General features: G+C 67.7%; 20 protein-coding genes and 1 pseudogene. 11 read left to right on the top strand and 10 right to left on the bottom strand.

Going from position 1 to position 25,700, the window contains the following annotated elements; genetic code table 11:
- Positions 1-96 precede the first annotated feature (96 nt).
- The gene (locus tag S2M10_RS07465; protein WP_168845580.1) at positions 97-3,120 is read right to left on the bottom strand and encodes a glycosyl hydrolase family 28-related protein; all 3,024 of its coding nucleotides are present in this window, start codon (positions 3,118-3,120) and stop codon (positions 97-99) included.
- 138 nt (positions 3,121-3,258) lie between these two features.
- On the opposite strand from S2M10_RS07465, the gene S2M10_RS07460 reads away from it, so the two are divergent.
- Positions 3,259-3,804, top strand: coding sequence for a gluconokinase (locus S2M10_RS07460; RefSeq protein WP_168845565.1), 546 nt, complete (start codon positions 3,259-3,261; stop codon positions 3,802-3,804).
- On the opposite strand, the gene S2M10_RS07455 is transcribed toward S2M10_RS07460, so the two are convergent.
- Positions 3,794-4,471, bottom strand: a complete 678-nt coding sequence (locus tag S2M10_RS07455; RefSeq protein WP_168845564.1) for a FadR/GntR family transcriptional regulator — start codon at positions 4,469-4,471, stop codon at positions 3,794-3,796. The genes S2M10_RS07460 and S2M10_RS07455 overlap by 11 nt on opposite strands.
- Positions 4,472-4,706: 235 nt before the next feature.
- Here S2M10_RS07455 and S2M10_RS07450 point away from each other — a divergent pair, with 235 nt between their 5' ends.
- On the top strand, positions 4,707-4,964 hold the full coding sequence (locus tag S2M10_RS07450; RefSeq protein WP_247650689.1) for a LuxR C-terminal-related transcriptional regulator: 258 nt from the start codon (positions 4,707-4,709) through the stop codon (positions 4,962-4,964).
- 9 nt (positions 4,965-4,973) lie between these two features.
- Here S2M10_RS07450 and S2M10_RS07445 read toward each other — a convergent pair whose 3' ends face one another.
- Together S2M10_RS07445 and S2M10_RS07440 are read right to left on the bottom strand one after the other, a co-directional pair.
- Positions 4,974-5,306 carry a type II toxin-antitoxin system RelE/ParE family toxin gene (locus S2M10_RS07445; RefSeq protein ID WP_168845563.1) on the bottom strand — a complete coding sequence of 111 codons (333 nt, stop codon included), beginning with the start codon at positions 5,304-5,306 and terminating at the stop codon, positions 4,974-4,976.
- Entirely contained in the window at positions 5,303-5,584 is a 282-nt protein-coding gene (locus tag S2M10_RS07440; RefSeq protein WP_168845562.1) for a type II toxin-antitoxin system Phd/YefM family antitoxin, read from the bottom strand. Before S2M10_RS07440 ends, S2M10_RS07445 begins: the two co-directional genes overlap by 4 nt.
- A 159-nt stretch (positions 5,585-5,743) precedes the next feature.
- Between S2M10_RS07440 and S2M10_RS07435 the strand changes: the two genes are divergently transcribed.
- The 4 genes from S2M10_RS07435 (at position 5,744) to S2M10_RS07420 (ending at position 12,724) form a co-directional block, all read left to right on the top strand.
- Complete coding sequence (locus S2M10_RS07435) at positions 5,744-6,943, top strand: AAA family ATPase (protein WP_168845561.1); 1,200 nt, start codon at positions 5,744-5,746, stop codon at positions 6,941-6,943.
- 31 nt (positions 6,944-6,974) lie between these two features.
- Positions 6,975-8,057 carry a ParB/RepB/Spo0J family partition protein gene (locus tag S2M10_RS07430; protein WP_168845560.1) on the top strand — a complete coding sequence of 361 codons (1,083 nt, stop codon included), beginning with the start codon at positions 6,975-6,977 and terminating at the stop codon, positions 8,055-8,057.
- Between the two features lie 163 nt (positions 8,058-8,220).
- Entirely contained in the window at positions 8,221-9,435 is a 1,215-nt protein-coding gene (locus tag S2M10_RS07425; protein ID WP_168845559.1) for a replication initiator protein A, read from the top strand.
- A gap of 598 nt (positions 9,436-10,033) precedes the next feature.
- Positions 10,034-12,724: a Tat pathway signal sequence domain protein gene (locus tag S2M10_RS07420; protein ID WP_168845558.1), complete on the top strand. Its 2,691-nt coding sequence runs from the start codon at positions 10,034-10,036 to the stop codon at positions 12,722-12,724.
- 89 nt (positions 12,725-12,813) lie between these two features.
- Here S2M10_RS07420 and S2M10_RS07415 read toward each other — a convergent pair whose 3' ends face one another.
- The gene (locus S2M10_RS07415; RefSeq protein WP_168845557.1) at positions 12,814-14,331 is read right to left on the bottom strand and encodes an MFS transporter; all 1,518 of its coding nucleotides are present in this window, start codon (positions 14,329-14,331) and stop codon (positions 12,814-12,816) included.
- A gap of 111 nt (positions 14,332-14,442) precedes the next feature.
- Here S2M10_RS07415 and S2M10_RS07410 point away from each other — a divergent pair, with 111 nt between their 5' ends.
- On the top strand, positions 14,443-15,783 hold the full coding sequence (locus S2M10_RS07410; protein WP_247650688.1) for an oligogalacturonate lyase family protein: 1,341 nt from the start codon (positions 14,443-14,445) through the stop codon (positions 15,781-15,783).
- 1 nt (position 15,784) lies between these two features.
- Here the strand turns inward: S2M10_RS07410 and S2M10_RS22620 are convergent, their stop codons facing one another.
- Positions 15,785-16,306 carry a hypothetical protein gene (locus S2M10_RS22620; RefSeq protein ID WP_247650691.1) on the bottom strand — a complete coding sequence of 174 codons (522 nt, stop codon included), beginning with the start codon at positions 16,304-16,306 and terminating at the stop codon, positions 15,785-15,787.
- Between S2M10_RS22620 and S2M10_RS07400 the strand changes: the two are divergent.
- Positions 16,203-17,461 (top strand): annotated as a pseudogene (locus S2M10_RS07400) (M20/M25/M40 family metallo-hydrolase). The gene S2M10_RS22620 and the pseudogene S2M10_RS07400 overlap by 104 nt on opposite strands.
- 36 nt (positions 17,462-17,497) lie before the next feature.
- Here the strand turns inward: S2M10_RS07400 and S2M10_RS07395 are convergent.
- On the bottom strand, positions 17,498-17,824 hold the full coding sequence (locus tag S2M10_RS07395) for a hypothetical protein (RefSeq protein WP_168845555.1): 327 nt from the start codon (positions 17,822-17,824) through the stop codon (positions 17,498-17,500).
- A gap of 69 nt (positions 17,825-17,893) precedes the next feature.
- Positions 17,894-21,088: a helicase-related protein gene (locus tag S2M10_RS07390; RefSeq protein ID WP_168845554.1), complete on the bottom strand. Its 3,195-nt coding sequence runs from the start codon at positions 21,086-21,088 to the stop codon at positions 17,894-17,896.
- A 194-nt stretch (positions 21,089-21,282) separates the two neighbouring features.
- On the opposite strand from S2M10_RS07390, the gene S2M10_RS07385 reads away from it, so the two are divergent.
- Positions 21,283-22,209 (top strand): dihydrodipicolinate synthase family protein, encoded by a 927-nt coding sequence (locus S2M10_RS07385; protein ID WP_168845553.1) that lies wholly within the window; start codon positions 21,283-21,285, stop codon positions 22,207-22,209.
- Between the two features lie 4 nt (positions 22,210-22,213).
- Positions 22,214-23,212, top strand: coding sequence for a 4-hydroxyproline epimerase (locus tag S2M10_RS07380; protein ID WP_168845552.1), 999 nt, complete (start codon positions 22,214-22,216; stop codon positions 23,210-23,212).
- Between the two features lie 63 nt (positions 23,213-23,275).
- Here the strand turns inward: S2M10_RS07380 and S2M10_RS07375 are convergent, their stop codons facing one another.
- A complete protein-coding gene (locus tag S2M10_RS07375) occupies positions 23,276-23,920 on the bottom strand; it encodes a GntR family transcriptional regulator (protein ID WP_168845551.1) in 645 nt (214 codons plus the stop codon).
- 126 nt (positions 23,921-24,046) lie between these two features.
- Here S2M10_RS07375 and S2M10_RS07370 point away from each other — a divergent pair, with 126 nt between their 5' ends.
- Entirely contained in the window at positions 24,047-25,279 is a 1,233-nt protein-coding gene (locus tag S2M10_RS07370) for an FAD-dependent oxidoreductase (RefSeq protein WP_168845550.1), read from the top strand.
- A gap of 163 nt (positions 25,280-25,442) precedes the next feature.
- Here the strand turns inward: S2M10_RS07370 and S2M10_RS22390 are convergent.
- On the bottom strand, positions 25,443-25,700 hold a 258-nt coding region (locus S2M10_RS22390), incomplete at its 5' end, for a hypothetical protein (protein ID WP_211090920.1).

Raw genomic sequence — 25,700 nt, 5'->3', positions numbered from 1 at the left:
ATTTTCCGGCCGTTATCCGACCCGTGGCGATAATGCCGAAGGCTAGTCCCGCAGGCGGCGGCGGACACCTACGACATAGGTGGTAGACGCCTCGCCTCAGGGGCGGGCGGCGTACAGCGCATGGTGGGTGAGGATGAACAGAGTGCGCCTGTCGGTGCCGCCAAACAGGATCTGGAGCGGACGTTCGGGCACGTCGATCCGGCCCGTTTCCTTGCCCGCGGCATCATAGACGAACACCTGTCCGTTCGCGACATAGACGCGGCCGTCCGGCGCCACCGCAACGCTTTCGCCGCCGCGATTCGCGAAGGGCTTGAGGTTGGTGAGCGTGCCGCCCGGACCGACCGTGCCGGTATAGGTGAGGTTCTCCGAGCCGTTGGTGACGAACAGCCGCTCCCCTTGCTTGCCGTCGATCAGGCCGTTGGCGTTGAGCGCGTGCGACCAGCGCCAGCCGACATGATTTGCCGGCCCCTGCTGCCACACCCGGAAGGCAGGCAGCGCGATGCTGCCATCGGGCGAGACATAGGCCTGGGCCTTCGGCTCGCCGGCCTCCCTGGCGAACAGCTCGCCCATGGTGGTGAACTGATAGCGTTGCTGGTCGAGCTGGTCTCGGAACTCGCCGTTCGCCCACCAATTGACCGGCAACAGGGTTCTCGTGCTCGCGTCGACGCGAATCGCGCTGGGCTCGATCCGGGTGATCTGGTCGCGCGGGCCATCGGGATCGATCGAATAGACCGCCGCCTTCGGCCCCAGTGACGACAGCACCAGCAGATGGCCCGACGCATCGACCGCGAGGTTCACCGGATCGAGCGCGTGATCACGGATGATCTCGAGGCCCTTGTCCGCTGTCCAGCGCTGGATCCGCTGGAAGCGTCGATCGATGAAGTAGAGCCGGCCCTTGGCGTCCACGGCAGCACCGGAGATCGAGTAGAAGCCGTCTTCCAGCTTGGTGACAGGCGTGCCGCCGGCGCGCACCACCGCGTCCGGGCGGGTGGCCGCGCCGATGTCGAGCGATGCGAATTCGCGTTCGCGCACCAGCCGCTTGCCGGTCACGTCCTGAATGGCGTTGTCGAACGGATATTTGCTGACCCGCAAAAAGGTGCCGCACCCCTCGTCGTCGCACGCCGCATAGCCGCTTTCGGCATTCACATGCACGTTGCGGAAGCGGATGTCCGAGGCGCCGAACAGCCGCACCGCGCTCAGCGCGGGATGGTAGCTGCGCGTGACCCGATAGCCATGATAATTGGCGAACAGCAGGTTGCGCGAGTTGCGGATCTCCAACGACACCGCGTCGGGCCCGTCGCCCACTTCCTGCTCGGTCTGCGGTGCCAGGAACTCCCAGTTCTGCACATTATCGAGCACGATCTCGTTGCGGACGTGGTGCTCCACCGACATCTCGTAGACATGACCCGGCGTGCGGGTGTTGGTGACATAAAATCCTGCCTGGGCGAAGGTGTTGGGGCTCCAGACGTCGGTGAAGGTGCCGCCGCCGTTGTCGGTCACCCAGATGCTTGGATATTGGGCATCCCATCGGCCGTCCGCCACGGGATCGCCGCTGCGCGCCTGCTGGGTGCCGAGCGGCTTGCCGTCCGCCGTCGGCGTGCCGCCGCCGCCCATGATCTTCACGTCGTGCATCAGGCTGTTCGCGCCGGAGCGCCACAGCACCGCCGCGGCGCGCGGGTTCACCCGACCGGTGAAGAGCCCCAGGCCCGACAGGATATTGTCCCCGCCCTGCGGCGTCTCCAGAATCGGCAGCACGCTGCCCAGCCCGGCATGGGCGGGATTGTCATCGGGGATATAGAGCTGCGTGGTCGCCGGGTGCAGGCCGATCAGCACGCTGTCCGGACGCAGCGTCAGCCGGTCGGTCACCTTGTAGAAGCCGGCCGGCAAATACAGCACGCGATGGCCGTCGATCGCCTTCTGGAGCGCGGCGGTATCGTCGCTCGTGCCGTCCCCCTTCACGCCCAGCGTGCGCACGTTCGCCCATTCCGACATCGGCGGCAGCGCGCGCACCGCCGGATCGCGCGCTGCCGGCAGAGCGGCGAGCGGCTGCACCTCGGCCTGAAGATCGTATTTCCCCATCTCGCCGAGCTTCGGCACCTTCAAGCCGTAGGAGAAGGCGCCGACGCGGTACGCCCTCCCCTTCCCCGCCACCGTCTTGCCGCTGTCGCGAAAGCGCGCGAAGACGGGGCTGTCGATCGCGACCGCATTGTCGAAGCCGACCTGCGTGAAGACGTTGTCCTCGTTGGAGATCACCACCCCCGCCTTGGACACGCGCTCGAACCGCACGTCCTTGCCGTACAGCGAGTCCGAATAACCACGGTCGATCTCGATCCCCACCGGCGTGTCGCGGATCGCGACGTTGACCAGGGTCAAGTCCACCTCATGCTCGCGGATCGCCGCCTCGCGCTGCCCGTCGAAGGTGGAATCGATCAGCGTGAACTGCCAGGCGGGCGAGGTCTTCTCGGTGACGATGCCGTAGCGCCCGCCCTTGAACGCCACCTTCTCCATGACGTTGCCGGCCTGATAGACGCCGGCAAAACCCGAACCGATGCGGAACTCCATATGGCTGAGGAAGGCGTGCTGGGCCATGCGGAAGCGCACGCCGGCCGCCGCCGGATTGCCGCCCCCGATCTCGATGTCGACATTGCTCATCGACGAATAGAAGGTACCCGAATTGGCATCGCGGACGATCTTGTCGCGCGGCACCACCGTCGGCACGGGCACCGGCACCTTGCCTACCGCATATTGATCGTCCCCGCCGAACACGATCATCGTGGAGACGCCCTGCTGGAACCCCGGTGTATTCGCCCCGAGCAGGATCACCGGCCGCGTCGGCCCCACGCCGTACACGCGCACTCCTGCAGGCACCACCAGGGTGCGGCTGATGCGGTAGCGGCCGGAAGGCAGGAAGACGATGCCGTGCCGCGTCGCGTCGCGAGCATCGTCGAGCGCCTTTTGCAGCGCGGCGCTGTCGTCCGCCCTGCCGTCTCCCTTGGCCTTCACCGTCACCGCGCGCGGCTCGTCTGGCGCCATGGGGAAGATCGACGCCTGCTGCGCGCAGGCGGGGGTAGCGAGCGAGCTCGCGGCGAGCAGAGCGGCCAAGGTCCAGCGCATATCCATCCCCATGTTGAGCTTCTTTCTTGATTGAAGGAGCTAACCCGCTGAGGCAATGCGAGCATCTGCGACGAAGGTCGTAGTTCCCAGCACCGTTCCAGCCTTTCAGAAGCGACCAAATCCTTGCCATCGGAGCTCGTTGCCATGCCCAGCCCTGCCGAACGATCGCCCGTGCCCAAGGCCGTGATCGTGATGGGGGTCAGCGGCTGCGGCAAGTCGACGCTTGGCGCGCTGCTCGCCGAGGCGCTGGGCTGCGTGTTCCTCGAAGGCGACGCCTTCCACTCGGCCGATGCGGTGACGAAGATGCGGGACGGGACGCCACTCACCGATGCGGATCGCTGGCCTTGGCTCGATCGAGTCGCCGCGGCTGCCGCTGCCTCGATCGATAGCTGCGGCATCGCCGTCGCAGCCTGTTCGGCGCTGCGGCTGACGTATCGCGATCGGCTGCGCGCGGGCATACCGGGATGGGTGCAGTTCGTGCTTCTGGAGGCGGATCGCAGCCAGCTGGTCGCGCGCATGTCGTCGCGCAAGGGGCATTTCATGCCGGCCAGCCTGCTCGACAGCCAGTTGGCGACGCTGGAACGCCCCCTCCCCGTCGAAGGCGCGCTCACGCTCTCCGCCGGGCAGCCGCCGGAGGTTCTGCGCGACCGCGTCCTCGCCCATCTGGCGCCGTCCGCGCTCAGGGCATGAGTCGGCGCCGCCCCTCGCCGAGATGCCAGCGCATCGCCAGCGCGGCACGCTCCGGATCCTGCGCCCGAATCGAATCGACGATCACCTCATGCTCGTGGAGCATGACCGCGACCACTTCCGCCGATCGCGAGCGGGAGATGTCCACGCCCGCCTGCATCACCTTCTCCACATCCGGCCAAAGTGCGTCGAAGGCCTGCTGGAACGCCAGGTTGCCGGTGGCATCTGCGATCGCGCGGTGGAGCTCCCGATCCTCGTCATGCGCCGGCGCGCTGGAAAGCAAGGCCGTCCGCAGTGCCCCCAGCGCCGCTTCCAGCGCGTCCATCTGGTCCGGGGTGCGGCGCACCGCCGCCAGCCGCGCCGCCTCGGTTTCGAGCACGAAGCGAACCTCGTAGCTGCCGAGGGTCGCCGGCAGCTCCGCCAGCGGCATGAAGGCGGCGAGCCGTTCCGATGGGCGCCCCTTCACGAACGATCCGGCCCCACGGCGGACTTCGGTGATCCCGTCGGAGCCAAGGCGCACCAGTGCCTCCCGGACGATGGCGCGCGACACGCCGCACATCTCGGCCAGCCGCGCTTCCGAGGGAAGCCGCGCGCCGACTTCCAGCGACTCGGCTTTGATGAGTTCGACGATCGCGGCATAGGCGTGATCGGAAAGCCGGGGCTGATTCACCGACCCCGCCTCCGCAATATTGCAGCCGCCATGCCCCTCCCCTGCGTTCTCGCCGCGATGGTTGCGGCAACTTATCGGACAGATTTACACGTCCAGTGGGACATCGGCCAGTCGAAACGATCGGAACTGGTGCTGCCTACGAGTTTTCGCTTGAACCTGTCCGACAAGTTGGCGTAGTTAACGTTAACGAATCTGGAGGCAGTGCCTCGCAAAGCGGATCGTCAGGGAGGATGGCATGCAGGCCGCGACTCAAGCACAGCAGATTGACCGCATCGGCGTGGAGACGACCACGCCGCCCCGGCTGACACCGACGCAGATGCAGGTGCTGCGCTGCGTGCATTCGGGTCTGCTCAACAAGCAGATCGCGTATGAGCTCGGCATGGCCGAGGCGACGGTAAAGGTCCACATGACCGCGGTGATGCGCAAGCTGAACGTCCGCAACCGCACCCAGGCCGCGATTGCCGCCGGCCAATTTGGCTGGTCGCACGGCTGATCGCGGCGCTCAGGCGGACAGCAAACGCCGCTCCAGCAGTGCCTGGAAATCGCGGCGCCCGTCCGCGATCAGCAGCACGAAGACATGGTCGACGATCACCCGGTAGATCAGCCGATAGGGCGGCGCGACCAGTTGTCGAAACTCGCGGACACCGATTGCGTCCAGTTCACCCGGCACACTGCCGCGTTCGGGAAACGTCTCCAGGCTTTCCACCCTGGCCAGCATGGCATCGAGAAAAGCATCGGCCTGCTCCGGCGAACGGTTGTTGGCGATCCACCCATGGATGTCGGCCAGGTCGGTTTCCGCGCCGGCCGTGAAATGGACGACATAGCGGCTGGTCATGCCGCCGGTATGTCCCGCCCCTTCCGCAGCCGCGCGATCGCGTCGCGAGCGGGGGTAGTGCGCCCGGCCTCCACATCGCGGGTGCCAAGCGCGAGAAGCTTGAGCAGCGCCAGCGTCTCCTGCGTTGCCTGGTAGCTTGCCACGTCCTGCAGCACGGCCCGCGCCTCGCCGTTCTGGGTGATCACCAGGGGCGGCGCGCCTTCGGCGAGCCCGCGCAGCACATCCGCCGCATTCGCCTTCAGATAGCTGACGGGCTTGACCTGTTCCGTATAGCGCATGATGCCCTCAGACCGATAATGGTCCGAATATAGTCCTGCCACGGCATGTAAGCAATCGTCCATAACCATACCGCGTCATCATCACAGCAGCTTGTTGATTTGAACGAATTCGTGCATAGGATATCGAACTCTCATTCAATCGCGCGGGGCGAGGCAAGAATGCATTCAGACATTGAGCGGATCGGCGAGCTTGCTGACGCAGGCGAACGCATGATCGAACGACTGCGCCGCAAGGCGTTTCTACCTGAAAGCCGGAAAGGCCTCCACGTCCGGTTCGGCATTGCCGAGGCCGCACAGTTGCTCGGCTGCTCGACCAACCGCATCCGCATGGCAGAGGACGATGGCCGGCTGCCGCCGCCCCCGCCGAGCGAGAACGGCCGCCGGCCAGGCTATACCGTCGAGGAACTGCTCAACATGCGGCAGGTGTTGGGCGCCTCCCCTGCCCGCGCCCCGCTCGACGTACCTGCGATCATCGCGGTCCAGAACTTCAAGGGCGGCGTCGGCAAGTCGACCGTCACCACCCATCTCGCCCATTATTTCGCGGTGCAGGGCTATCGCGTACTGGTGGTGGATTGCGACAGCCAGGCGACGACCACGACGCTGTTCGGCTTCAATCCGCACTTCAACATCACCCGGGAAGAGACGCTCTATCCGTATCTCTCGATCGATCCGACCCAGGCGGATCTCCTCTATGCGGTCAAGAAGACGCCTTGGCCCAATGTCGACCTGATCCCGTCCAACCTCGAGCTGTTCGATGTAGAATATGAACTGGCAGCGGCGGGCGCCGATGGCGGTTCCATTCTCGCGACGCGTTTTCGCAAACTCAAGGCCGGGCTGAGCGATCTCGCCCGCGATTATGATGTGGTGATCCTCGATCCCCCGCCGGCGCTGGGCACGATCAGCCTAGCGGTGATGCAGGCCGCAAATGCGCTGCTGGTGCCGCTGGCCGCGACCACGCCGGACTTCTGCTCCACCGTCCAGTTCCTCTCGATGATGGACCAGGTGCTCCACCAGCTCACCGAGGCGGGCATCGAGGTGCGCTACGATTTCGTCCGGCTGATCTGCTCGAAGTTCGATGGCAATGATCCCAGCCACGCCATGGTTCGCCAGATCATGGAGCAGGCATTTGGTCCTGCCCTGCTGCCGGTGCCGATCCTCGAATCGGCCGAGATCAGCCATGCCGCGATGCGGATGATGACGATCTACGAACTGGATCGCCCGATCGGGACCGCCCGCACCCACAAGCGCTGCAAGGCCAATCTCGACGAGGCGCTAGGACAGGTTGAGGCGCTGGTGCGCCGCAACTGGGGTCGGGTGGCGCCGGCGAGCGAAGAGGATGTCGTCAATGAAGCGGCCTGATCACGCCGCACCCGGGCAGAAGGGCTGAACCGTGGCACGTACCCAGAAAGACTATCTCGCCGACTTGCTGGCGGAAGAAGCTGCGGCGGAAGCGGCGAACGAGGCAGCCGCTCCTCACGCGCCGACCGCTGCTCCGGCGGTGGACCCGGAGCCCCCGGCGCGGCTGGCGCGGACCCGCGGCACCACCCTGCTCGGCCGGGAATCGGCGCTCGCCCGCGTCGCCTCGGGCGAAGTCCGTCAGGTCACCCAGCTGCTCCTCGATCCGGCGCGGGTACGCATCTGGCCGGGCAATGCGCGCGTATATGCCGACCTGACCGAAGAGAATGCCCGCGAGCTGATCGACTCCATCGTCGCGGAGAATGGCCAGAAGGTGCCCGCCGTGGTGCGCCGGATCGAAGGCGATCCCGACCATGACTTCGAGGTCATCGCGGGCACACGCCGGCACTTTGCCGTCTCTTGGCTGCGCGCGCACAGCTATCCCGACATGCATTTCGTGGCGCAGGTCGCCCAGCTCGACGACGAGGCCGCCTTCCGCCTTGCAGACCTGGAAAACCGCGCCCGCAAGGACGTGTCGGACCTGGAGCGCGCGCGCAACTATGCCGAGGCGCTTCGCACGCACTACGGCAACCACCTCACCCGGATGGCCGAGCGGCTGAAGCTGTCGAAGGGTTGGCTGTCCAAGGTGATCAAGGTGGCCGGCATTCCGGATGCGGTGATCGCCGCCTTCGCTTCGACCGCGGACGTGCAGCTCAAGCCGGCCTATCCGCTGGCCCAGGCGCTCGACGACAAGGCGGCAGCAAAGGCGATCCTTGCCGAAGCCCGCCAGATCGCACGGGAGCAGGGCGAGCGCCGTGCGCGCGGCGCGGCTTCGATCGGCTCCGGCGATGTGCTGCGCAGGCTGCTGGCCGCGCCCGCCGGCCCGCAGGTACCGGAAACGCTGTTCTCCTGGGCAATGCCCGGCGGCCGCACGGCGCTCAGCGTGCTGTCGGCCAACCGCCAGGGGGTGACGCTGCGGCTGCATGCCGGTGCCGGCGCGGATCACGACCACCTTGTCACCGCGTTCCGCGAGGCGCTCGATCAGCTCGAGCGCGAGGGCCGCGGGTTGCAACGCTGATGTTGTTTCCCCGGGAAAACAACGGTGCCACTCGGCCCGCCGGTTTCCCCGGGGAAACGCACCGTTGCCGCATCGGCTTGCAGCTGTTGCACACCACCGGCGCCCTGCCCATTCCCGTTTCCCCGGGGAAACTCCCCCGCCCCCTTCCCCCGTTCGAGGTTCCATGACCCAGGCCGATCGCCAGTCGATCCCGGAACAGTTCGACCTGTTCCTACCCTATCTTGCCGACATGCCGCTCCGCGACCAGCGCGAGATGATGGAGCGCCCGTTCTTCAGCCTCGCCAAGACCAAACGGATCAAGCCGATCGATTATCGCAGTCCGGATGGAAAACTGTGGGTCCACGTTTCGGCCAATCCCGATTATGGGATGGCGACGATCTGGGATGCCGACATCCTGATCTACTGCGCCAGCGTGCTGGCCGACATGGCGCGACGCGGCCGCAACGACATTCCGCGCAAGCTGCACCTGATGCCTTACGACCTGCTGCGCGCGATCGGCCGCCCGACCACCGGCCGCGCCTATGAGCTGCTGGGCCAGTCGCTGGACCGGCTGGTCGCCACGACGATCAAGACCAATATCCGCGCGGAGAACCGGCGCGAGGCAACCTTCAGCTGGCTGGACGGCTGGACCCAGCTGGTCGACGAGCGGACCGAGCGGTCGCGCGGCATGACCATCGAACTGTCCAGCTGGTTCTATGAGGGCGTGCTGATGACAGGGGGCGTGCTGTCCATCGACCGCGCCTATTTCGACCTCACCGGCGGGCGCGAACGCTGGTTGTACAAGGTCGCGCGCAAGCATGCCGGCGGGGCAGGGGAGGCCGGGTTCGCGATCTCCATGCCGACCCTGTTCGAGAAATCCGGCGCCGAAGGTCAGTATCGCCGGTTCAAGTTCGAGATCGCCAAGATCGTCGAGCGCGACGAACTTCCGGGCTATACTCTCTCCCTGGAGACGCCTCCCGGCAAGCGCGAACCAAGCCTTCGCATGCGCCGCAGGGCGGAAGGGGAGGGCCCGCGCGCGCGCCGAGCCGTGCCGACAAAGGCAGCTCAGGCCGCCCTGCCGCAACCGCCGACTGATCTGATCGCCGATCCGGCTGCCGACCTGCCGGCGCATACGGAGACGCCCCTCGGCCCCGAGGCACGTTCGCGCATTCGCCGTTCGCTGACCAGCCTCGCCACCCGCGGGACGAGCGGGATGGTCACCGACGCCACGCTGGTGCAGCTCCGCCAGGAATGTCCTGGCTGGGATTACCAGGAACTACATCGTCAGTTTCGCGACTGGGTGGAGGCCGATCCCGCACGGACGCCGGCGAATTATCAAAACGCCTTTCTCGGCTTCGTCCGCCAGTGGCACGCCCGTAACAAGCACCAGCTGCGATGACCTGCGGCTGTTCCCCACCTATCGTTGATCGCGCGTCGACGCTGTCTCACGCCCACGATCCGCGTTCCCGAAGTGTCGGGCGGCAGGAAGATCACGCACCCCATTCGCATTCCGGCACCATTTCTTTGAAGCTGTTCCCGCCCGTTTCACGGCCAAGTGATTCAATACCCGGCCAGCTTGCCAGTGGGCATGCCGAAAAGGAGCGCTTTGCTACTGACCTTCGACACTTGAGGAACCATTTTCGATCCTTGCGGAACACGCTCTCGATCCTTCGGGAACGCTCGTGCCGATCCTTCGGGAACGCTGCCTCGACACAAAGGGAACGGCGCTCCATGCACGAATCGTGCGAAACCCGCGATTCGCATGCCCGGCCGGCGCGGCCTAACTCCTTAAAGATTCATCAAACCCTCTAACGCTGAGAGTTCTCTCTTTTTTGAAGATAGACGAGAGAAGAAGCCCTTTCCGGCGATCCTCGTCCCACAACCTTCTGCTTGCCGATCGTCCGCAGCCAATTGCCTATCTGCGCACAACCCGCCATGATATGACAGCACGTCCCACATATCGGAACATGGACGCGTGCGCTGGATGGGAGAGGCAAATGCGCCATTCGATCGATCGACGTCGTGTTCTTCAGGCCGGCGTGGCGCTGCCCGCCCTGCTCGCCAAGCCCGCCCTAGCGACCGCGCCCGGCATCGCCAACGCCGCCTGGATCGACGACCCTGCTCCCGCCCTCCGCGTTGACGGAACTTGTTGGGGCCAGGTCTGGCCCATCGGCCGTCTGCGCCGCAACACCGCGCTCACCGCAACGGACTCCACCGGTGCGCCCCTCCCGCTGCAGAGCTGGCCGCTTGCCTATTGGCCGGACGGCTCCTGCAAATGGACCGGACACGCCTTGCCGGCCCTTGCGTCGCCGCCATCTGCCGTACGGGTGTTGCCCGGCAAGCCCCGCCTCCCGGATGCCCCGGTACGGGTCGAGACGACGCCGGACGCCATCACGTTGCGCACCGGAAGCCTCGCCTGGCGCATCGCCCGCAGCGGCTCCACCGTCCTTCAAGCGCAGGGAACCGACGGCACCACGCTGATGGAAGCCGTCGAGCTTGTCGGCGAACTACGTCTCGGCACGCCGGAGGGCCAACGCATGCCCCTGATCGGCATCATCGACCGGGCCGATGTCGAGCAGAGCGGGCCGGTGCGCGCGGTCGTCCGCGTGCAGGGGCATCACCGCGCGGGCGAACAGGCGTTCCTGCCCTTCACGGTACGGATCGAATGCTATGCGGGCGCCGAGGGCCTCCGGCTCGTCCATAGCGTCATCAACGACGTCGATCCCGAAAAGCATCTCGTCTCGGGTCTGGGAATCGCCGCAAGCGTGCCGATGCGCGGCGCGCTTCACGATCGTCATATCCGCCTCGCCACCGCCGCTGACACGATGTTCGCGGAGGCGGTGCGCCCGCTCACCGGGCTGCGGAGGGATCCGGGGACAGCGTTCCGTGCCGCGCAGGTTGCCGGACAGCCGGTGCCGCCCGTGGCGGAGATGCGCGCACCCGTGGGCGCCCTTCTCGAACGCATTCCGGCTTGGGACGCGTTCCGCCTGCTCCAGGCGTCGGCCAACGGCTTCACCCTCACCAAGCGGAACGGGCCCGACATGGCCTGGATCGATGCGGGGGATGGGCGGCGCGCACCCGGTCTCGCCTATGTCGGCTCACCCTGGGGAGGGGCGGCGATCGCGGCGCGCTGGTTCTGGCAGCGGCATCCGACCGAATTGGAGATCGAAGGCGCTGCTGGCGACAAGGCGCGGCTCTGCGCCTGGCTATGGTCGCCGCGCGCCCAGCCGATGGACCTGCGCCGGTATCGCGGCGTGATGGGCATGGAGGGATATGCGGCGCAGAACCAGGGGCTCGACATCACCTATGAGGATTACGAGCCGGGCTGGGATTCGCCCGTGGGGATCGCGCGTACCAGCGAGGTAATGCTGTGGGCTTTCCCCGCCACGCCGCCGACCGAGCGGCTCCAGGCGCTTGCCCGCACGACGGCCGAACCCCCGCGCCTGATGGCGGATCCGGCCCAGCTCCATGCGGCGGGCGTGTTCGGCGACTGGGGCTTGCCCGATCGCTCGACGCCGATGCGCACCGCCGTCGAGGATCAGCTGGAGCGGCTGGTCGACTTCTACGCCGGCGAGGTCGATCGGCGCAGCTGGTACGGCTTCTGGAACCACGGCGACGTGATGCACAGCTATGATGCCGATCGGCACCAGTGGCGCTACGATATCGGCGGGTTCGCCTGGGCGAACAGCGAATTGTCGCCGGACCTCTGGCTATGGACCGCCGCGCTGCGCAGCCGCGATCCCAAGGCGTTTCGCCTGGCCGAGGCGATGACGCGGCATACCAGCGAGGTTGATGTTTATCATCTTGGCCGTTTCGCGGGGCTCGGCACGCGGCATGGGGTGCAGCACTGGAGTGACAGTTCGAAGCAGCCACGCGTCAGCAATGCCAATTATCGCCGCATCTTCCATTATCTGACCGCCGACGAACGCACCGGCGACCTGATGCGCGATCTGGTCGCGTCGCACGAGGCGCTGCGCACGGTCGAGATCGGGCGCAAGGTGCCGGGCGGGGCGCGGGAGCCGCTGCCGCCGGGCGTGATCGAAATGGCCTTCGGCACCAGCTGGGCAGTGCTGGCGGGGGCATGGCTCGCCGAATGGGAGCGGACCGGCGACCGGCAATGGCGCGATCGGATCGTCGCCGGCATGGACAGCATCGGCAGGCTGCCGCACGGCTGGCTGACCGGCAGCGCGCCCTATGACCTGGCGAGCGGGCGCTTCCTTGATCGCGGGGCAAAGATCCGCCTGTCGCACCTCAACGCCGTATTCGGCGCGGTGGAAATCAATGCCGAGCTGCTGCGTCTGCTGGACGTGCCGCGCTATCGCACGGCGTGGCTCGACTATTGCCGCTGGTACAATGCCCCCAAGGCCGAATGGCTGGCGAAATGGGGAGCGCCCTTCGGCCCGCGCAATCTGCGCGAATCGCATTCGCGGCTGACGGCCTATGCGGCGCATGCCACTGGCGACGCTGCGTTGGCCGCGCGCGCGGCGGAGGAGTTCCTGTCGGGCGATGCGGGACTGGGGCTCCATCGCGGCGATCCTCGGCGGCCGCTGCCGGGAGGCGGGGTGGAATGGCCGGGCATCTCTACCAATGCGGCGTCGCAATGGGGGCTGGCGGCGATCCAGAACCTCGCGCTGATTCCGGAGGCGCTGGATCGGGGCCAGACGCGTTCGCCAACAAAGGGCGAATGATATCCGAGCCTTGCATAGGCGACACGATGTCTGGCAGCGGGCCTGGTCCGCTGCCCGCTCCATGGTCTCCCGTGTCCTATGGTCGCGAGCTACGCTCGCACCCCGGCCACCGGGTTGCGCCCCCAGAGCTGGTCGTAGCGCCAGCCCGAAAGATCCTCCACCACGAGGCGCGCTTCTTCCGATCCAGGTGCCGTCTCGCCGCGCTTGAAGCGGTCGATCTCCGCCATCAGCACGTCATGGCGCGCTGCGTTCAGCCGGAAGCGGGTGGAGACGAACATGCCCGCGATCAGCACGCCCACCGTGCCGATCCCGAGCACCAGCGCGATGGTGTGGATGGCCTGCGGGCTCTGCACTGCGGCGCCCTTGGCGAAGCCGCCTGCGCTCATGATCGCGCCGACGCCGGCCACCGCCGCCGCCTGGGTGAGCTTGCGCACGAAGGTCATCACGCCGGCGAACGCACCCTCGCGGCGGCGGCCGGTGACGATCTCGTCGACATCGGCCATGTAGTTGTAGGTCGCCCAGGGGATATAGTTGAGCGCGCCGCGGCCCAGCCCGGCCAGCGCGATCGGCAGCCACAGCCAGGCATTGCCCACGCGGACGCCCGCGCCCCACTGAGCCAGCAGTACCAGCACGCCCGCCGCAAAGCTCAGCGCCGCCAGCTGATAGGCGCGGGCAGGGGAACTGCGCAGCGCCAGGTTGATCGCCAGCATCACCGCGACGAACTGGACGATGTACATCGTGCCGAGCAGCGTTGACGCCGCCTCGATCGAGCCCATCAGCGCGAAGACGACGAAGAAGGTGAAGGCGGCGTTGAACACGTCCTGGCTGATATAGCCGCCCAGATACATGCCGAGGTGCAGCCGAAAGGCGCGGATGCGGAAGGTGGAGAACAGGTTGGTGTAGAGCCCGCGGATCGCCGCCCCCACGCTGGGCCGCGGCGCGCCTGCGGGGCGCAGCGCCGCCACTTCCGCCGCAGGCCGCTCCCAGCTGAAGCGGTAGAGCAGCCCCGCCGTCACCATGAACAGCGCGGAGAACAGGATGCCCATGTAGAGGAAGGTCTGCGGGCTGTCCTTGCCCAGCGCCTGGATCAGCATGCCGGGCAGGAATCCCGCCAGGATCGCGCTGGCTTGGGCGAAGAGGATGCGGACGCCGGCAAACTTGGCCTTGGTCCGATAGTCGCGGGCCATTTCCGCCGCGAGCGTCTCGTACGGGATGATCTCCATCGCATAGACGAGCTCGAACAGGACGTAGGTAGCCAGATAATACCAGAAACCCTGCCCCGCGACCCACATGATCGCGAAGGAGGGGAGGAGGGGGATGGCCGCCAGGATGAAGAAGCGACGCCGTCCGAAGCGGCGGCCGAGCGGGGTTTCGCCCATCGCGTCGGACAGGTGCCCGATGACTGGCGAGGCGATCGCGTCCAGCACGCGAGCCACGGTGAAGATCAACGCCGCCTGCCATGCCTCCAGTCCGCAGAACTGCGTGTAGAAGATCAGCACCCAGCCCGAGATCACCGCCATCGAACCCGCGCCCAGCACGTCGTTCGAGCCATATGCCGCGTAGTTATACCATCGTACGGGACGGGGGGTGGGCGCGCTGCGGGCCATGCTCTCTCCTGGACTCCGGAGTCCGCTTCGACGGCACCGGCTACTTTACTCCATAATATGAACTGCTATCATACTATGTGAAACAACATCAAGCGGCTTGGGAGAGCGATCATGGCACGGCTGGGCAGCTGGATGCGAATGCTGGGAGCGGCATTTGCGGCGCTCTCGCTAACTGGCACAGCCACTGCCGATCCCGCGGCCAGCTGGATCGATGCGACGACCGGGCATCGCGTCCTCCGGATAAGCCGTGAACCGGGCACGGTGAGCCTCTATTTCACCCAGAACGGCTTCCTGCCGCAGGGCGACAAGATGGCGGTGACGACGCCCCGGGGCATTGCGCTGGTCGATCTGCAGCGCTGGGAGATACGGCCGCTGGTCACCCGGCCCGGCGCGGTGCTGCTGTTCACCGGGCGCAGGAGCCGCAACGTCTATTTCGCCGAGCGCGGACGCGACGATGCCGGTGGGCCGTTCGCCGTCTTCGCGGTCCATGCCGATAGCGGCGCGGTTCGGCGCGTGGCGACCGTACCGGGCGGCTGGATCGGATCGATCAACGCCGACGAGACGCTGCTGCTGGGGCAGGTCGCCAAGCCCGTCGTGCCCCTGCGGCCTGATGGAACGCTCGCGCGCGCCGAGGGCGAAGTGAACACGCCCGGCGTGAACGACTATCGCGCCAACGGGCCGGACGGCAAACCGCTGCCCTATGCCGAGGCGAAGGAGGTGCACATGAACCGCCGCCTCGATGCGCAGGTGCCGATGGAGATCTTCACCATCGACCTGCGCACCGGCGCGAGGCGGGTGGTCACCGCGTCGACCGATTGGCTCAACCACGTCCAGTTCTCGCCTACCGATCCGCAGCAGATCCTTTATTGCCACGAGGGGCCGTGGCACCGGGTCGATCGGCTCTGGGCGATCCGCGCCGACGGTACGGGGAAGCACCGGCTCCACACCCGCACGATGAACATGGAGATTGCCGGCCACGAGTTCTTCTCGCCGGACGGCAAATGGGTCTGGTACGATCTGCAGACGCCACGCGGGCAGGTCTTCTGGCTCGCCGGGGTGGAGCTGGCGACCGGCAAGCGTCGCTGGCTCCATGTCGAGCGCAACCTCTGGTCGGTGCACTACAATATCGCGCCCGACGGCACCCGCTTCTCCGGGGACGGCGGCGACGCGGAGATGGTCGCGCACGCGCCGGACGGGAAATATCTCTACCTCTTCACACCCGACAGCATCGCCGATGTTGCGGGCATCCATGCCGACAATGCCGCCGCGCTGATCGCCCCCGGCACGCTATCGGCGGAGAAGCTGGTCGATATGCGTCGGCAGGATTACCGGCTCGAACCGAACATGATCTTCACGCCGGACGGCAAATGGATCCTGTTCCGCGGAAATTTCGAAGGCGCCGCGCACCTCTACGCGGTGGAGGTGGCAAGGCCCGTGCCGCAGCAACAATAAACTACATCAGGTCTCGGCAACTACTTGATGCAGTGGGCATTATGCTTGCATGCCCGCTTACCGCTTTCGCTTGTGCACGCCGGACCACCATCCCCATGGCACGGAGCGGCGCGACCTGCCGGATCTGCGCGCGGCGCTGATCGCGGGCCACGGCCTGGCACGATCGCTGCTGCGCCACCGCGACGGCCGGTCGCCCCTGCGCGGCAGCCTCGACATTGAGGACGAGCGCGACCAGCCGGTCGCCCGGATCCTCCTTGCGGATCTCGCGCGACAGCTCTCCTGACACGGTAGTGCGGCTTGCCGGGTCTGCGCGGCTGTGGTCAATCAGCATGATCCATTCCGCACCGGGGGCTCCGATGATCGAACCGTTTCGCCTTGGCCGCACCGCCGCGCTGCTGCTGGCAGCCCTGCTGTTCGCGGTGCCTGCGGCGGCGCAGCGCCTGTCCACGCGCGAGGCGGCGATGACGCGCACCGTCGATGCGGAATATGATCGCTCGGTGGCGCTGCTGGAGCGGCTGGTCAATCAGAACAGCGGGACCTTGAACCTCGCCGGCGTCACGAAGGTCGGCGCGATGATGCGCGCCGAACTGGAGCCGCTAGGCTTCGCCGTCACCTGGATGCCGATGGACGCGGTGCAGCGCGCCGGCCATCTGATCGCCGTCCACAAGGGGCGGCCGGGGACCAGACGGCTGCTGTTGATCGGTCATCTCGACACGGTGTTCGAGACCAATTCGCCCTTCCAGACCTTCGTCCGCAAGGGCGAACTGGCGGAAGGGCCGGGGGCGGGGGACGACAAGGGCGGCATGGTCGTGATGCTCGCCGCGCTCCGAGCGATGCAGGCCGCGGGCACGCTCAAGAACGCCAATATCGAGATCGTCCTGACCGGCGACGAGGAAAAGTCCGGCAGCCCGCACAGCATCGCGCGTGCCGACCTGATCGCGGCGGGCAAGCGCGCCGATGTCGCGCTCGATTTCGAGGGGCTGGTGATCGATGGCGGCGCGACATGGGCTCGATCGCGCGGCGCTCGGCGATCGACTGGCGGATCACCGCCACCGGCAAGACCGGGCACAGCTCGGGCATCTTCGCACCCGGCATGGGCGACGGCGCGATCAACGAGCTGGCGCGGATCCTCGCCGCCTTCCGCAAGGAGCTGCCCGAGCCCAACCTCACCTTCAACACCGGCGTCATCGCCGGCGGCGCCCAGGCCACGCTCACCGAGAGCGGCGACGCGACCGCGGCGGGCAAGACCAACATCATCCCGCAGACGGCGATCGCGATCGGCGACTTCCGCACGCTGAGCCCGGAACAGACGGCGCGGGTACGGGCCAGGATGGAAGCGATCGTCGCCGCGCACGCGTTGGAAACCGATGCAAAGATCACCTTCGGCGAGGGCTATCCCGCAATGGCGCCGACCGAGGGGAACCGTGCGTTGCTCGCCGCCCTCAACGGGGTGAATCGCGACCTCGGGCTGCCCGAGATGCCGGCGCTTGATCCGCTGAAGCGCGGGGCGGGGGACGTCTCGTTCGTCGCGGCCGATGTCGACAGCTTGGCCGGGTTGGGGCCGTACAGCACAGGCGACCATGCGCCGGGCGAGACGGTTGATCTCGCGAGCATCCGCCGCCAGGCCAAGCGCGCAGCCATCCTGATGTCGCGGCTCAGCGCCCAGCCGCGCCGGTGAAGTGCTGGCCGTGCCCGTTGTCGTCGGGGACGGCGGTCAGCCGTCGCGTGCGGCGCGGCGCGCGGCGAGAACGGCGTTGATCCGGTCGGTCGAGCGATCCTCCACACAAGCCTTCAGCTCGCGCCGCGTCGGCACCCCGGCTTCGACACACTGCTGTGCGACGCCGCACGGGATCGCGTCGAGATCGGTCTGGCCCGAACTGCGCAGGATCCGGCAATTGCGCAGGGCCATGCCGTCGCTGCTTTTGTCGGTCTTGAGATCGACCTTGATCATCCGCAGCTGGCGGGAAACGACGATGATCTCCTCCTCGGCATTGAACGCCGGGGTCGTCTGGAGCATCAGCAGCAGGATCGGCAGAATCATCGCGCCATTCCTCTCAATTATGTTTTCTGGGGAGGAGCCTATGCCGGATCTGCACGCTGCACAACGCCGTCAATCGCTCCCCATGACCTCCAACGCCGTTTCGATCCGGGTCAGTCGATCTTCGGGGGCCTCGATCCGCTCGCTGAGCAGCAGGCGATCGCCTTTCGGCGTGAGGCCGGCCCGAGCCGGATCGCCGGCGAAATCGCCGCGGGGGGTGAAGGCGATCGCCGCCGGTCCGGCGTCGATCCGCGCGATTCCGAGCGCCAGCGCCTGGGCACGGACGCGCGCAACGGCGAGCAACGTCGCCGCCGCATCGGGCAGCGCGCCGAAACGGTCTTCCAGCTCCGCTTGGAGCGAGTCGATCGCGCCGCCGTCCTGCACGCGGGCGAGGCGGACATAGAAGCCCACACGCAGTTCCTCGTCCGGGATCCAGCTTTCGGGTAGGCATCCCTGCACGCCGAGATGGAGTTCGGGTGCCCAGCGCTCCACCGTCTCGCCGCGCGCGGTGCGCAGCGCCGCCTCGAGCAGGTGCTGGTAGAGATCCACGCCGATCAGCTTCATGTGCCCGGCCTGTGCCTCGCCGAGCAGGTCGCCGGCACCGCGCATGTCGAGATCCTGCGCGCTGATTGCGAAGCCTGCGCCCAGCCGGTCGAACGCCTCGAGCGTGCGGAGCCGCTTGAGCGTGCGCGGGCTGATCGGCTTGTCGGGCTCGGTGAGCAGCAGCACCTGACCACGCCGGCTGCCGCGCCCGACCCGGCCGCGCAACTGGTGGAGCTGGCTCAGCCCGAAGCGGTCGGCGCGGTACAGCACCATGGTATTGGCGCGCGGCACGTCGAGCCCCGCCTCGATGATGTTGGTTGCCAGCAGCACGTCGCCGTCGCCGCGGCCGAAACGCACCATCGCCTCGTCGATCTCCGCGGCGGGCATCTTGCCGTGCGCCTGGAGCAGGGTGAGCTCGGGCACCAGCCGCGCGATCCTTGCGGCGAGGGGGGCCATGTCCTCGATCCGCGGCACGACGACGAAGCTCTGCCCGCCCCGGCTGCGCTCGCGCAGCAGCGCCGCGCGCACCACCGCGTCGTCGAACTTGCCGACGGCGGTGCGGATCGGCTGGCGCCGGGCGGGGGGCGTGGCGATCACCGAGAGATGTTGAATGCCGACCAGCGCCGCCTGCAATGTGCGCGGGATCGGCGTGGCGCTCAGCGTCAGGACATGGCCCGCGCCGAGCATGCGCAGCTTGGCCTTGTCCGCCGCGCCGAAGCGCTGTTCCTCGTCGATGATGACCAGCGCGAGCTTGTCGTACGCGACGCCCTTGCCGGCGATCGCGCCGGTGCCGACCACCACCTGGATCGATCCATCGGCGAGCCCGGCCTTCACCCGCTTCTTCTCCGCCGTGCTAGACAGGCGCGACAGACCCGCCACGGCGATGCCGGTGCCTTCGAAGCGCTCGCCGAAGGTTTCAAGATGCTGGCGAGCAAGCACCGTCGTGGGAGCGGCGATCGCCACCTGATGGCCGGCCAGCGCGGCCAGTGCGGCGGCCCGCAGCGCGACTTCGGTCTTGCCGAAGCCGACATCGCCGATCACCAGCCGGTCCATCGGCGTCCCGCTGGCGAGATCGGTGCGCACCGCGTCGATCGCGCGCGCCTGGTCGCGTGTCTCATGATAGGGGAAGCCTGCGACGAACCGCTCATAGGCGGCAGTGTCGGGCGAGAGCACGGGGGCCGTGCGCGCCATCCTTTCCTCGGCCATCGCGATCATGCCGCGCGCCGTCTCGGCGATGGCGAGGTCGATGGCACCGCGCCGCTTCTGCCAGCTCGAACCATCGAGCTTGTCGAGCGCTACCGCATCGGCATCGCCGCCATAGCGCCACAGCCGATCCGCCTCGGCAACCGGCACCAGCCGCGTGCCGCCATCGGCATAGCGCAGCATGATCGCGTCGCCGCCGGCCGCTTCCTCGCCCGGCAGTGGTGCAAGCCCCGCCACCACGGCGATGCCATGGTCCTCGTGCACCACCAGATCGCCCAGGCGAATTTCGGTCTGGCCGAACACTGCGATGTCGGCGGCGGCTGTCAGTCCTGCGTCGCGTTCGGCACGGCTGCCGAGCAGGTCCGCAGCGGCGACGGCGAGCAGGCCGTCGCGCCGAAATCCGCGGTCCACCGGCGCCTCCAGCAGCGCGGCCGTACCCGGGGGGAGATCGCGGAGCGCGCTCCAGCCTTCTACCGGTACCAGGTCTGTCTTCAGCGTACCGGCGATGCGGCCTCGCAGGAAGCGCAGGTCGCGCGCGCTGCCCAGCAGCACCAGCCGGTTCCCCGCGTCGAGTGCGGCGCGGGCGACTCGCCCAAAGGCGCGCAGCGGCGAACGGCCTTCGATGAAGCGGGGCGGGGCATCGCCGCCGGTTTCCAGCGCCAGCGCCGGGTGCTGCGCGACAGCAGCCTGCCAGTCGGCGGTTTCGATCACGTCGCGCAGCGCCCGGCCCGGACGTCGACGCGCGGCATCAGCGGCAAGCACGAGAAATCGCCGGCGCCGATCTTCGGCGGCGGGCTCGATCGCCAGCAGCGCGCCGGGCAGATGCGCGAGCAGCGGCACGCCGTCCTTGCCGAGTACGGGTTCGGCGACGCGGCCGAGTTCCTGCGCGTCGCATTCGCCGGTGGTGCGCTGGGAGGCGGGATCGTAGCTGCGCAGCGCGTGCACTAGCCCATCGGCGACTTCGATCCGCCGGGGCTCTTCCGCATCGGCGGGGTAGACGTCGAGCACCTGCCCGCGCAGTGCCACCTCGCCGGGCTCGTCGACCCGCTCGTCCTCGACATAGCCGGCCTCGATCAACGCGTCGAACAGGGCCGACAGGTCCACCGGATCCCCCATCGCCACCCGCGGCGGGGCGGCGTCGAACGCCGAGGGCGGCGGGTAGCGGCGGGCCAGCGCCTCGCCGGTGGTAATGCAGGCCAGGCGCTGCCGCGCCTCGGTGCCCTGTGCAAGGTACAGGCGCCGCAGCGCGGCAACGCGCGCGCCGACATTGGCAGGCGAGGCAGGGGCGGAATCGCCGGGAAGCGCGTCGCTCCCCGGGCAAAGGACGACGATCGCTTCCGGCACCAGCGCTGCGAGCGCATGGGCGACGGCGACGGCACGCGGCTCGTCCGTCGCCGCGTAGAGGACATCCTGCGCCGCGAGCGCCTCGGCAAGAAGCGCGGCGGTTTCTCCCGCTGCGAGAGGATCAGGCGCCTCGCTCGGCGCGATCGCGCGCGCAACCGGATCGCAGGGGGACGTCATGCAGCAAGGCCTTTGGAAAGAACGAGCTACCGCTAACGAGCGGCTTGCGCCCCCGTTCCGGTAGTGCTCGTCGGCAGCCCGTGCGCGGCACCGCTTCCACCGCGGCAGGACGCATATACTGTTTCGCTGAAACGTTGAAAGCCGCGCGGCTACCGTATACGAAACCATGCGACATCCAGGAGGATCGTGTTCCTATGGCCGCAGCCAAGACGCTATGGACCGGTGTCTACCCCGCGGTGACCACCCAGTTCGCCGAGGATTTTTCGGTCGATCTCGGCGCCACGCAGCGGACCCAGACCGCCCTGATCGACGAAGGCGTCGATGGGCTGGTCCTGCTCGGCACCTGTGGCGAGAACAATTCGCTTGAGGCAGACGAGAAGCGGCTGGTGCTTCGTGCCGGCGTGGAGGCGGTCGGCCGCCGCGTGCCGCTGGTCGCGGGGGTATCGGAATGCACCACCGCGCGCGCGATCGAATATGCCCGTGACGCGGAGAAGATCGGTGTCGACGCGCTGATGCTGCTTCCGGCCATGGTATATGTGCCGACGCCTGCGGAGCTGGAAGCGCATTTCCGCGCGGTGGCGGCGGCGACGTCGCTGCCGATCATGCTGTACAACAATCCGCCTGCCTATCGCGTGTCGATCGATACCGAGACGCTGGACCGGCTGACCGAGGTGAAGAACATCATCGCCGTGAAGGAAAGCGCGCCGGATCCGCGCCGCTTCACCGATCTCCTCAACCGCTATGGTGATCGCTACACGCTGATGGCCGGCCTCGACGATGTGGCGCTGGAAGGGCTGTTCCTCGGCGCCGCGGGCTGGGTCTCGGGTCTGACCAGCGCCTTTCCTGCAGAATCGGTGCGGCTGGTCGCCGCCTTCGAGGAAGGCCGGTACGACGAGGCGCGCGCCATCTATCGCTGGTTCATGCCCCTGCTTCACCTGGATGCCGAGCATGATCTGGTACAATCCATCAAGCTCGCCGAGCAGATCATGGGCCGCGGCTGCGAGCGGGTCCGCCTGCCGCGCCTGCCGCTTTCGGGCGAGCGCCGCGCGCAGGTGATCCGCTGGGTCGAGGAGGCCGCGGCAAGCCGCCCGAGCCGGCGGACCAGCAGCAAGGCAGCCTGAACCCATGCGCCACCTGTTTTTCTGCATCGACGGCCATACCGCGGGCAATCCGGTGCGATTGGTGGCGGGCGGGACGCCGCTGCTGCGGGGCGGCGACATGCTGGCGCGCCGCGCGGACTTTCTCGAGCGCTTCGACTGGATCCGCACAGGCCTGTGCCTCGAGCCGCGCGGGCATGACATGATGTCGGGCGGGTTCCTCTACCCGCCCACGCGCGAGGATGCCGATTGCGGCATCCTGTTCATCGAGACTTCGGGCTGCCTGCCGATGTGCGGCCATGGCACCATCGGCATGGTCACGTTCGGTCTGGAAAACGGCCTGATCACGCCGCGCACGCCGGGGCAGCTGCGCATCGAAGTGCCGGCGGGCATGATCGACATCGCCTATGGCATGGAGGGCGATCGGGTGCGCTGGGTACGCATCCGCAACGTGCCCGCCTATGTTGCAGCCGTCGGCATCGGGATCGAGGTGCCGGGCTTCGGCGCGCTGCTGGTCGACGTCGCCTATGGCGGCAACTATTACGCCATCATCGAACCGCAGGGCCCCTATATCGGCCTCGACGCGCTCGGCGCCGCGCGCATCGTCGAGCTCAGCCGAGCGATCCGCGAGCTTGTGCGAAGCAAGGTGGAGCCGGTGCACCCCCTCGACGATCGCATTCGCGGCGTCAGCCATGTCCTCTGGGCCGACCAGCCCAAGGGGGCGGGGGCCGATGGCCGCAACGCCGTGTTCTACGGCGAGCGCGCCATCGATCGCAGCCCGTGCGGCACCGGCACCTCGGCGCGGCTCGCGCATCTGGAGCAGCAAGGGCGTCTCAACGTCGGCGATCGCTTCGTCCACGAGAGCTATATCGGCAGCCGCTTCATCGGCCGTATCGAGGAAGCCGTGATGGTCGGTGATCGGCCCGGCATCATCCCTTCGATCGAAGGCTCGGCAACGGCGACAGGGTTCAACACGATCTGGATCGATCGCGAGGACCCGTTCTGGGCCGGTTTCTCGGTCATCTGATCCTTGCGGCTTCCGGAGCCGCGCGGTTTGCGGTGACGGGCACCGCAACGAGGCGCCCTGGGATCAGCCGTTCAGCTGACGACGCAGATCGGCCAGGGTGCCTTCGATATGTGCCCGGGCCAGCTCGCGGGCACGGGCGCCGTCGCCCTGCTGCCACGCCTCGATCAGGTCGGCATGTTCCAGATGGGCGCGGTGTTCGCGCCCGGCGGGCTCGAGATGCTTTTGCACATAGCGCTCGGACAGGATCTGCAGCCGCTCCACCAGCTGGGTGGTGAGCAGTCGCCCGCCGGGGCGGACCAGCGCCATGTGGAACTCGCGATTGCGCGCGGCGACGTCGTCGAGATGCTCGCTCGCCGCCATGTCCAGCGCGGCCACCGCCTCGCGCGCAGCTGCGCGGTCGGAATCGTTCGCCGCGACCGCCGCCGTCGCCACCGCATCGGGCTCGATCGCCAGCCGCAGCGCGAAGATCTCCTCCGCCTCGCCTGCGGACATCGCGCGCACGAAATAGCCACGGTTCGCCTGGCCGACGAGAAGTCCTTCCTGCTCGAGCCGCGCCAGCGCCTCGCGGAGCGGGATCTTGCTCACGCCCAGCTGGTTGGCGAGCGCGTCCTGCCGAATCGCCTGATCGACCGGCAGCTTGCCGGAGACGATCTGCTCGCGGACGATCGTGAAGATCTGTTCCGACAGCGTGCGAACGACGATGCTCATGCGGCGAAGCTTTCCTTGGTAGGTGCGAATATGCAGGCTGGTTTGCGCGCCTGGTGCAAGCGACAAATGGCGCAATCGACTCAAGATACAGTATACCAGCAGCAAGATCCGGACAAGGCGGAGTTGATGCGGCGCAGCATGGTGGTGATCGGGGGAGGGGTGATCGGGCTAGCAAGCGCACTGGCGCTGGCGCGCGCGGGATGGTTCGTCCGACTGGTCGATGACGATCCGCAGCGGCGCGCGGCCTCATGGGGCAATGCCGGCCATATCGCGATCGAGCAGGTGGAGCCGTTCGCTTCCAGGGCGATGCTGCGGAGCCTGCCGACGCGGCGGTTCGGGGCGGGCGGGGCGATATCTTTGCCGGCGGCGGCATGGCGCCACTGGCTGCCATTCGGCCTGCGCGCGTTCGCTGCCGCGCGCCCGGACAGATTCGTGCGCGGACGAACCGCGCTATCCGGCCTGCTGGAGGAGGCGATGCCGGCGTGGCGGCGGCTGATCGCCAGCCTCGATGCGCCGCATCTATTGCGGGAGGGGGGCCATGTCGTGGCGTGGGAGAGTGTCGCGGCAGCCGAGGCGGGACGACGTGCATGGGCAAGGGCCGACATCGGCACGGCGGCGTTGCGCGACGCGACTCCCGCCGAACTCCTCCAGCTGCCGGGAAGGGCGCTGGCCGGCGCCATCCGCTGCACCAATAGCGGGCAGATCGCGGATCTCGGCGCACTGGGTCATGCGCTGCGCGCCGCGCTGCTGGCTTCGGGCGGCAGGATCCTGCCGGGCCGCGCGACGCTGGCGCTCGTCGATGGGGAGGCGCGACTGGCCATTGACGGTGCGGCGGTACCGGAGGTCGACCAGCTGCTGCTCGCGGCGGGGGTCAGTTCGGGGCGGCTGCTCGCGCCCCTTGGCCACCGTGTCCCGATCATCGCCGAGCGCGGCTATCATCTCCGCGCGACCGATCACGACTGGCCTGCCGATCTGCCGCCGCTTGTCTTTGAGGATCGCTCGATGATCCTCACCCGCTTTGTCGGCTGCGTGCAGGCGGCGAGCTTCGCCGAGTTCGCCGGCATCGACACGCCGCCCGACCCGGCGAAATGGGCGCGCCTCGAGGCACATGTTGCCGCGCTCGGCCTGCCGCTGCGTCCCCCGTTCACGCGCTGGATGGCGGCGCGACCGACGCTGCCCGACTATCTGCCGGCGATCGGAAGAAGCGTGCGGGCCGGCAATCTGCTCTACGCCTTTGGCCACCAGCATCTCGGGCTCACGCTCGCCGCGGCGACCGCAGAACGCCTGGTCGCGCTGGCAGAGGGCCGCCCTGCGACGATCGACCTTGCCCCCTTCGACCTGCGACGATTCGATGCATGAAGAAGACGCATGGGCATGGCGGCCCCCTGCGACATCGCCCTTCGCGCGGAAAGCGGACGCGCGCGGCGGCGAGCGGCCGGGGCGGCTGCGCCCGATTCTTCGATTCAGGATCGCGATTCGACGCTGATTCGGGGTGATTCGGGGCGCACAGGTCATCAAATGGTCATGCGAGGCGCTGCTGCGCCCCTGGACAAACCAAGGTTTTCTGCCACTTTTGGGAGCTTCGGCGGACGAAGCGCCACAAAAATGCAAAACGGTGTTGACGGGTTTGGATGTCGGGCATAGAAGCCACTCCACCGACGCGGTGCTCTTCACTGAGGCAGCGGCGGTCACCGAAATTGAGGCGCAGCGGCCGCCCCTGGAAAAAGGGGAAAGGCGCAGCGTCGATTTTTGTCGCTCTTTGACATTGTTGGTTTAGATG

Origin of the sequence: Sphingomonas sp. S2M10 (genome assembly GCF_012650175.1) — a bacterium.
In the GTDB taxonomy this organism is placed as follows: Bacteria; Pseudomonadota; Alphaproteobacteria; order Sphingomonadales; family Sphingomonadaceae; genus Sphingomonas.
The sequence above is the reverse complement of the archived record's forward strand: the minus strand, read 5'-3'. Positions and strand labels throughout refer to the sequence as shown.

Bases quoted from the DNA above. Each gene is read 5' to 3' on its own strand.
- S2M10_RS07465 (WP_168845580.1), bottom strand. From the start codon at position 3,120: ATGGATATGCGCTGGACCTTGGCCGCTCTGCTCGCCGCGAGCTCGCTC.
- S2M10_RS07460 (WP_168845565.1), top strand. From the start codon at position 3,259: ATGCCCAGCCCTGCCGAACGATCGCCCGTGCCCAAGGCCGTGATCGTG.
- S2M10_RS07450 (WP_247650689.1), top strand. From the start codon at position 4,707: ATGCAGGCCGCGACTCAAGCACAGCAGATTGACCGCATCGGCGTGGAG.
- S2M10_RS07445 (WP_168845563.1), bottom strand. From the start codon at position 5,306: ATGACCAGCCGCTATGTCGTCCATTTCACGGCCGGCGCGGAAACCGAC.
- S2M10_RS07440 (WP_168845562.1), bottom strand. From the start codon at position 5,584: ATGCGCTATACGGAACAGGTCAAGCCCGTCAGCTATCTGAAGGCGAAT.
- S2M10_RS07435 (WP_168845561.1), top strand. From the start codon at position 5,744: ATGCATTCAGACATTGAGCGGATCGGCGAGCTTGCTGACGCAGGCGAA.
- S2M10_RS07425 (WP_168845559.1), top strand. From the start codon at position 8,221: ATGACCCAGGCCGATCGCCAGTCGATCCCGGAACAGTTCGACCTGTTC.
- S2M10_RS07420 (WP_168845558.1), top strand. From the start codon at position 10,034: ATGCGCCATTCGATCGATCGACGTCGTGTTCTTCAGGCCGGCGTGGCG.
- S2M10_RS07415 (WP_168845557.1), bottom strand. From the start codon at position 14,331: ATGGCCCGCAGCGCGCCCACCCCCCGTCCCGTACGATGGTATAACTAC.
- S2M10_RS07410 (WP_247650688.1), top strand. From the start codon at position 14,443: ATGGCACGGCTGGGCAGCTGGATGCGAATGCTGGGAGCGGCATTTGCG.
- S2M10_RS07395 (WP_168845555.1), bottom strand. From the start codon at position 17,824: ATGATTCTGCCGATCCTGCTGCTGATGCTCCAGACGACCCCGGCGTTC.
- S2M10_RS07390 (WP_168845554.1), bottom strand. From the start codon at position 21,088: ATGACGTCCCCCTGCGATCCGGTTGCGCGCGCGATCGCGCCGAGCGAG.
- S2M10_RS07385 (WP_168845553.1), top strand. From the start codon at position 21,283: ATGGCCGCAGCCAAGACGCTATGGACCGGTGTCTACCCCGCGGTGACC.
- S2M10_RS07380 (WP_168845552.1), top strand. From the start codon at position 22,214: ATGCGCCACCTGTTTTTCTGCATCGACGGCCATACCGCGGGCAATCCG.
- S2M10_RS07375 (WP_168845551.1), bottom strand. From the start codon at position 23,920: ATGAGCATCGTCGTTCGCACGCTGTCGGAACAGATCTTCACGATCGTC.
- S2M10_RS07370 (WP_168845550.1), top strand. From the start codon at position 24,047: ATGCGGCGCAGCATGGTGGTGATCGGGGGAGGGGTGATCGGGCTAGCA.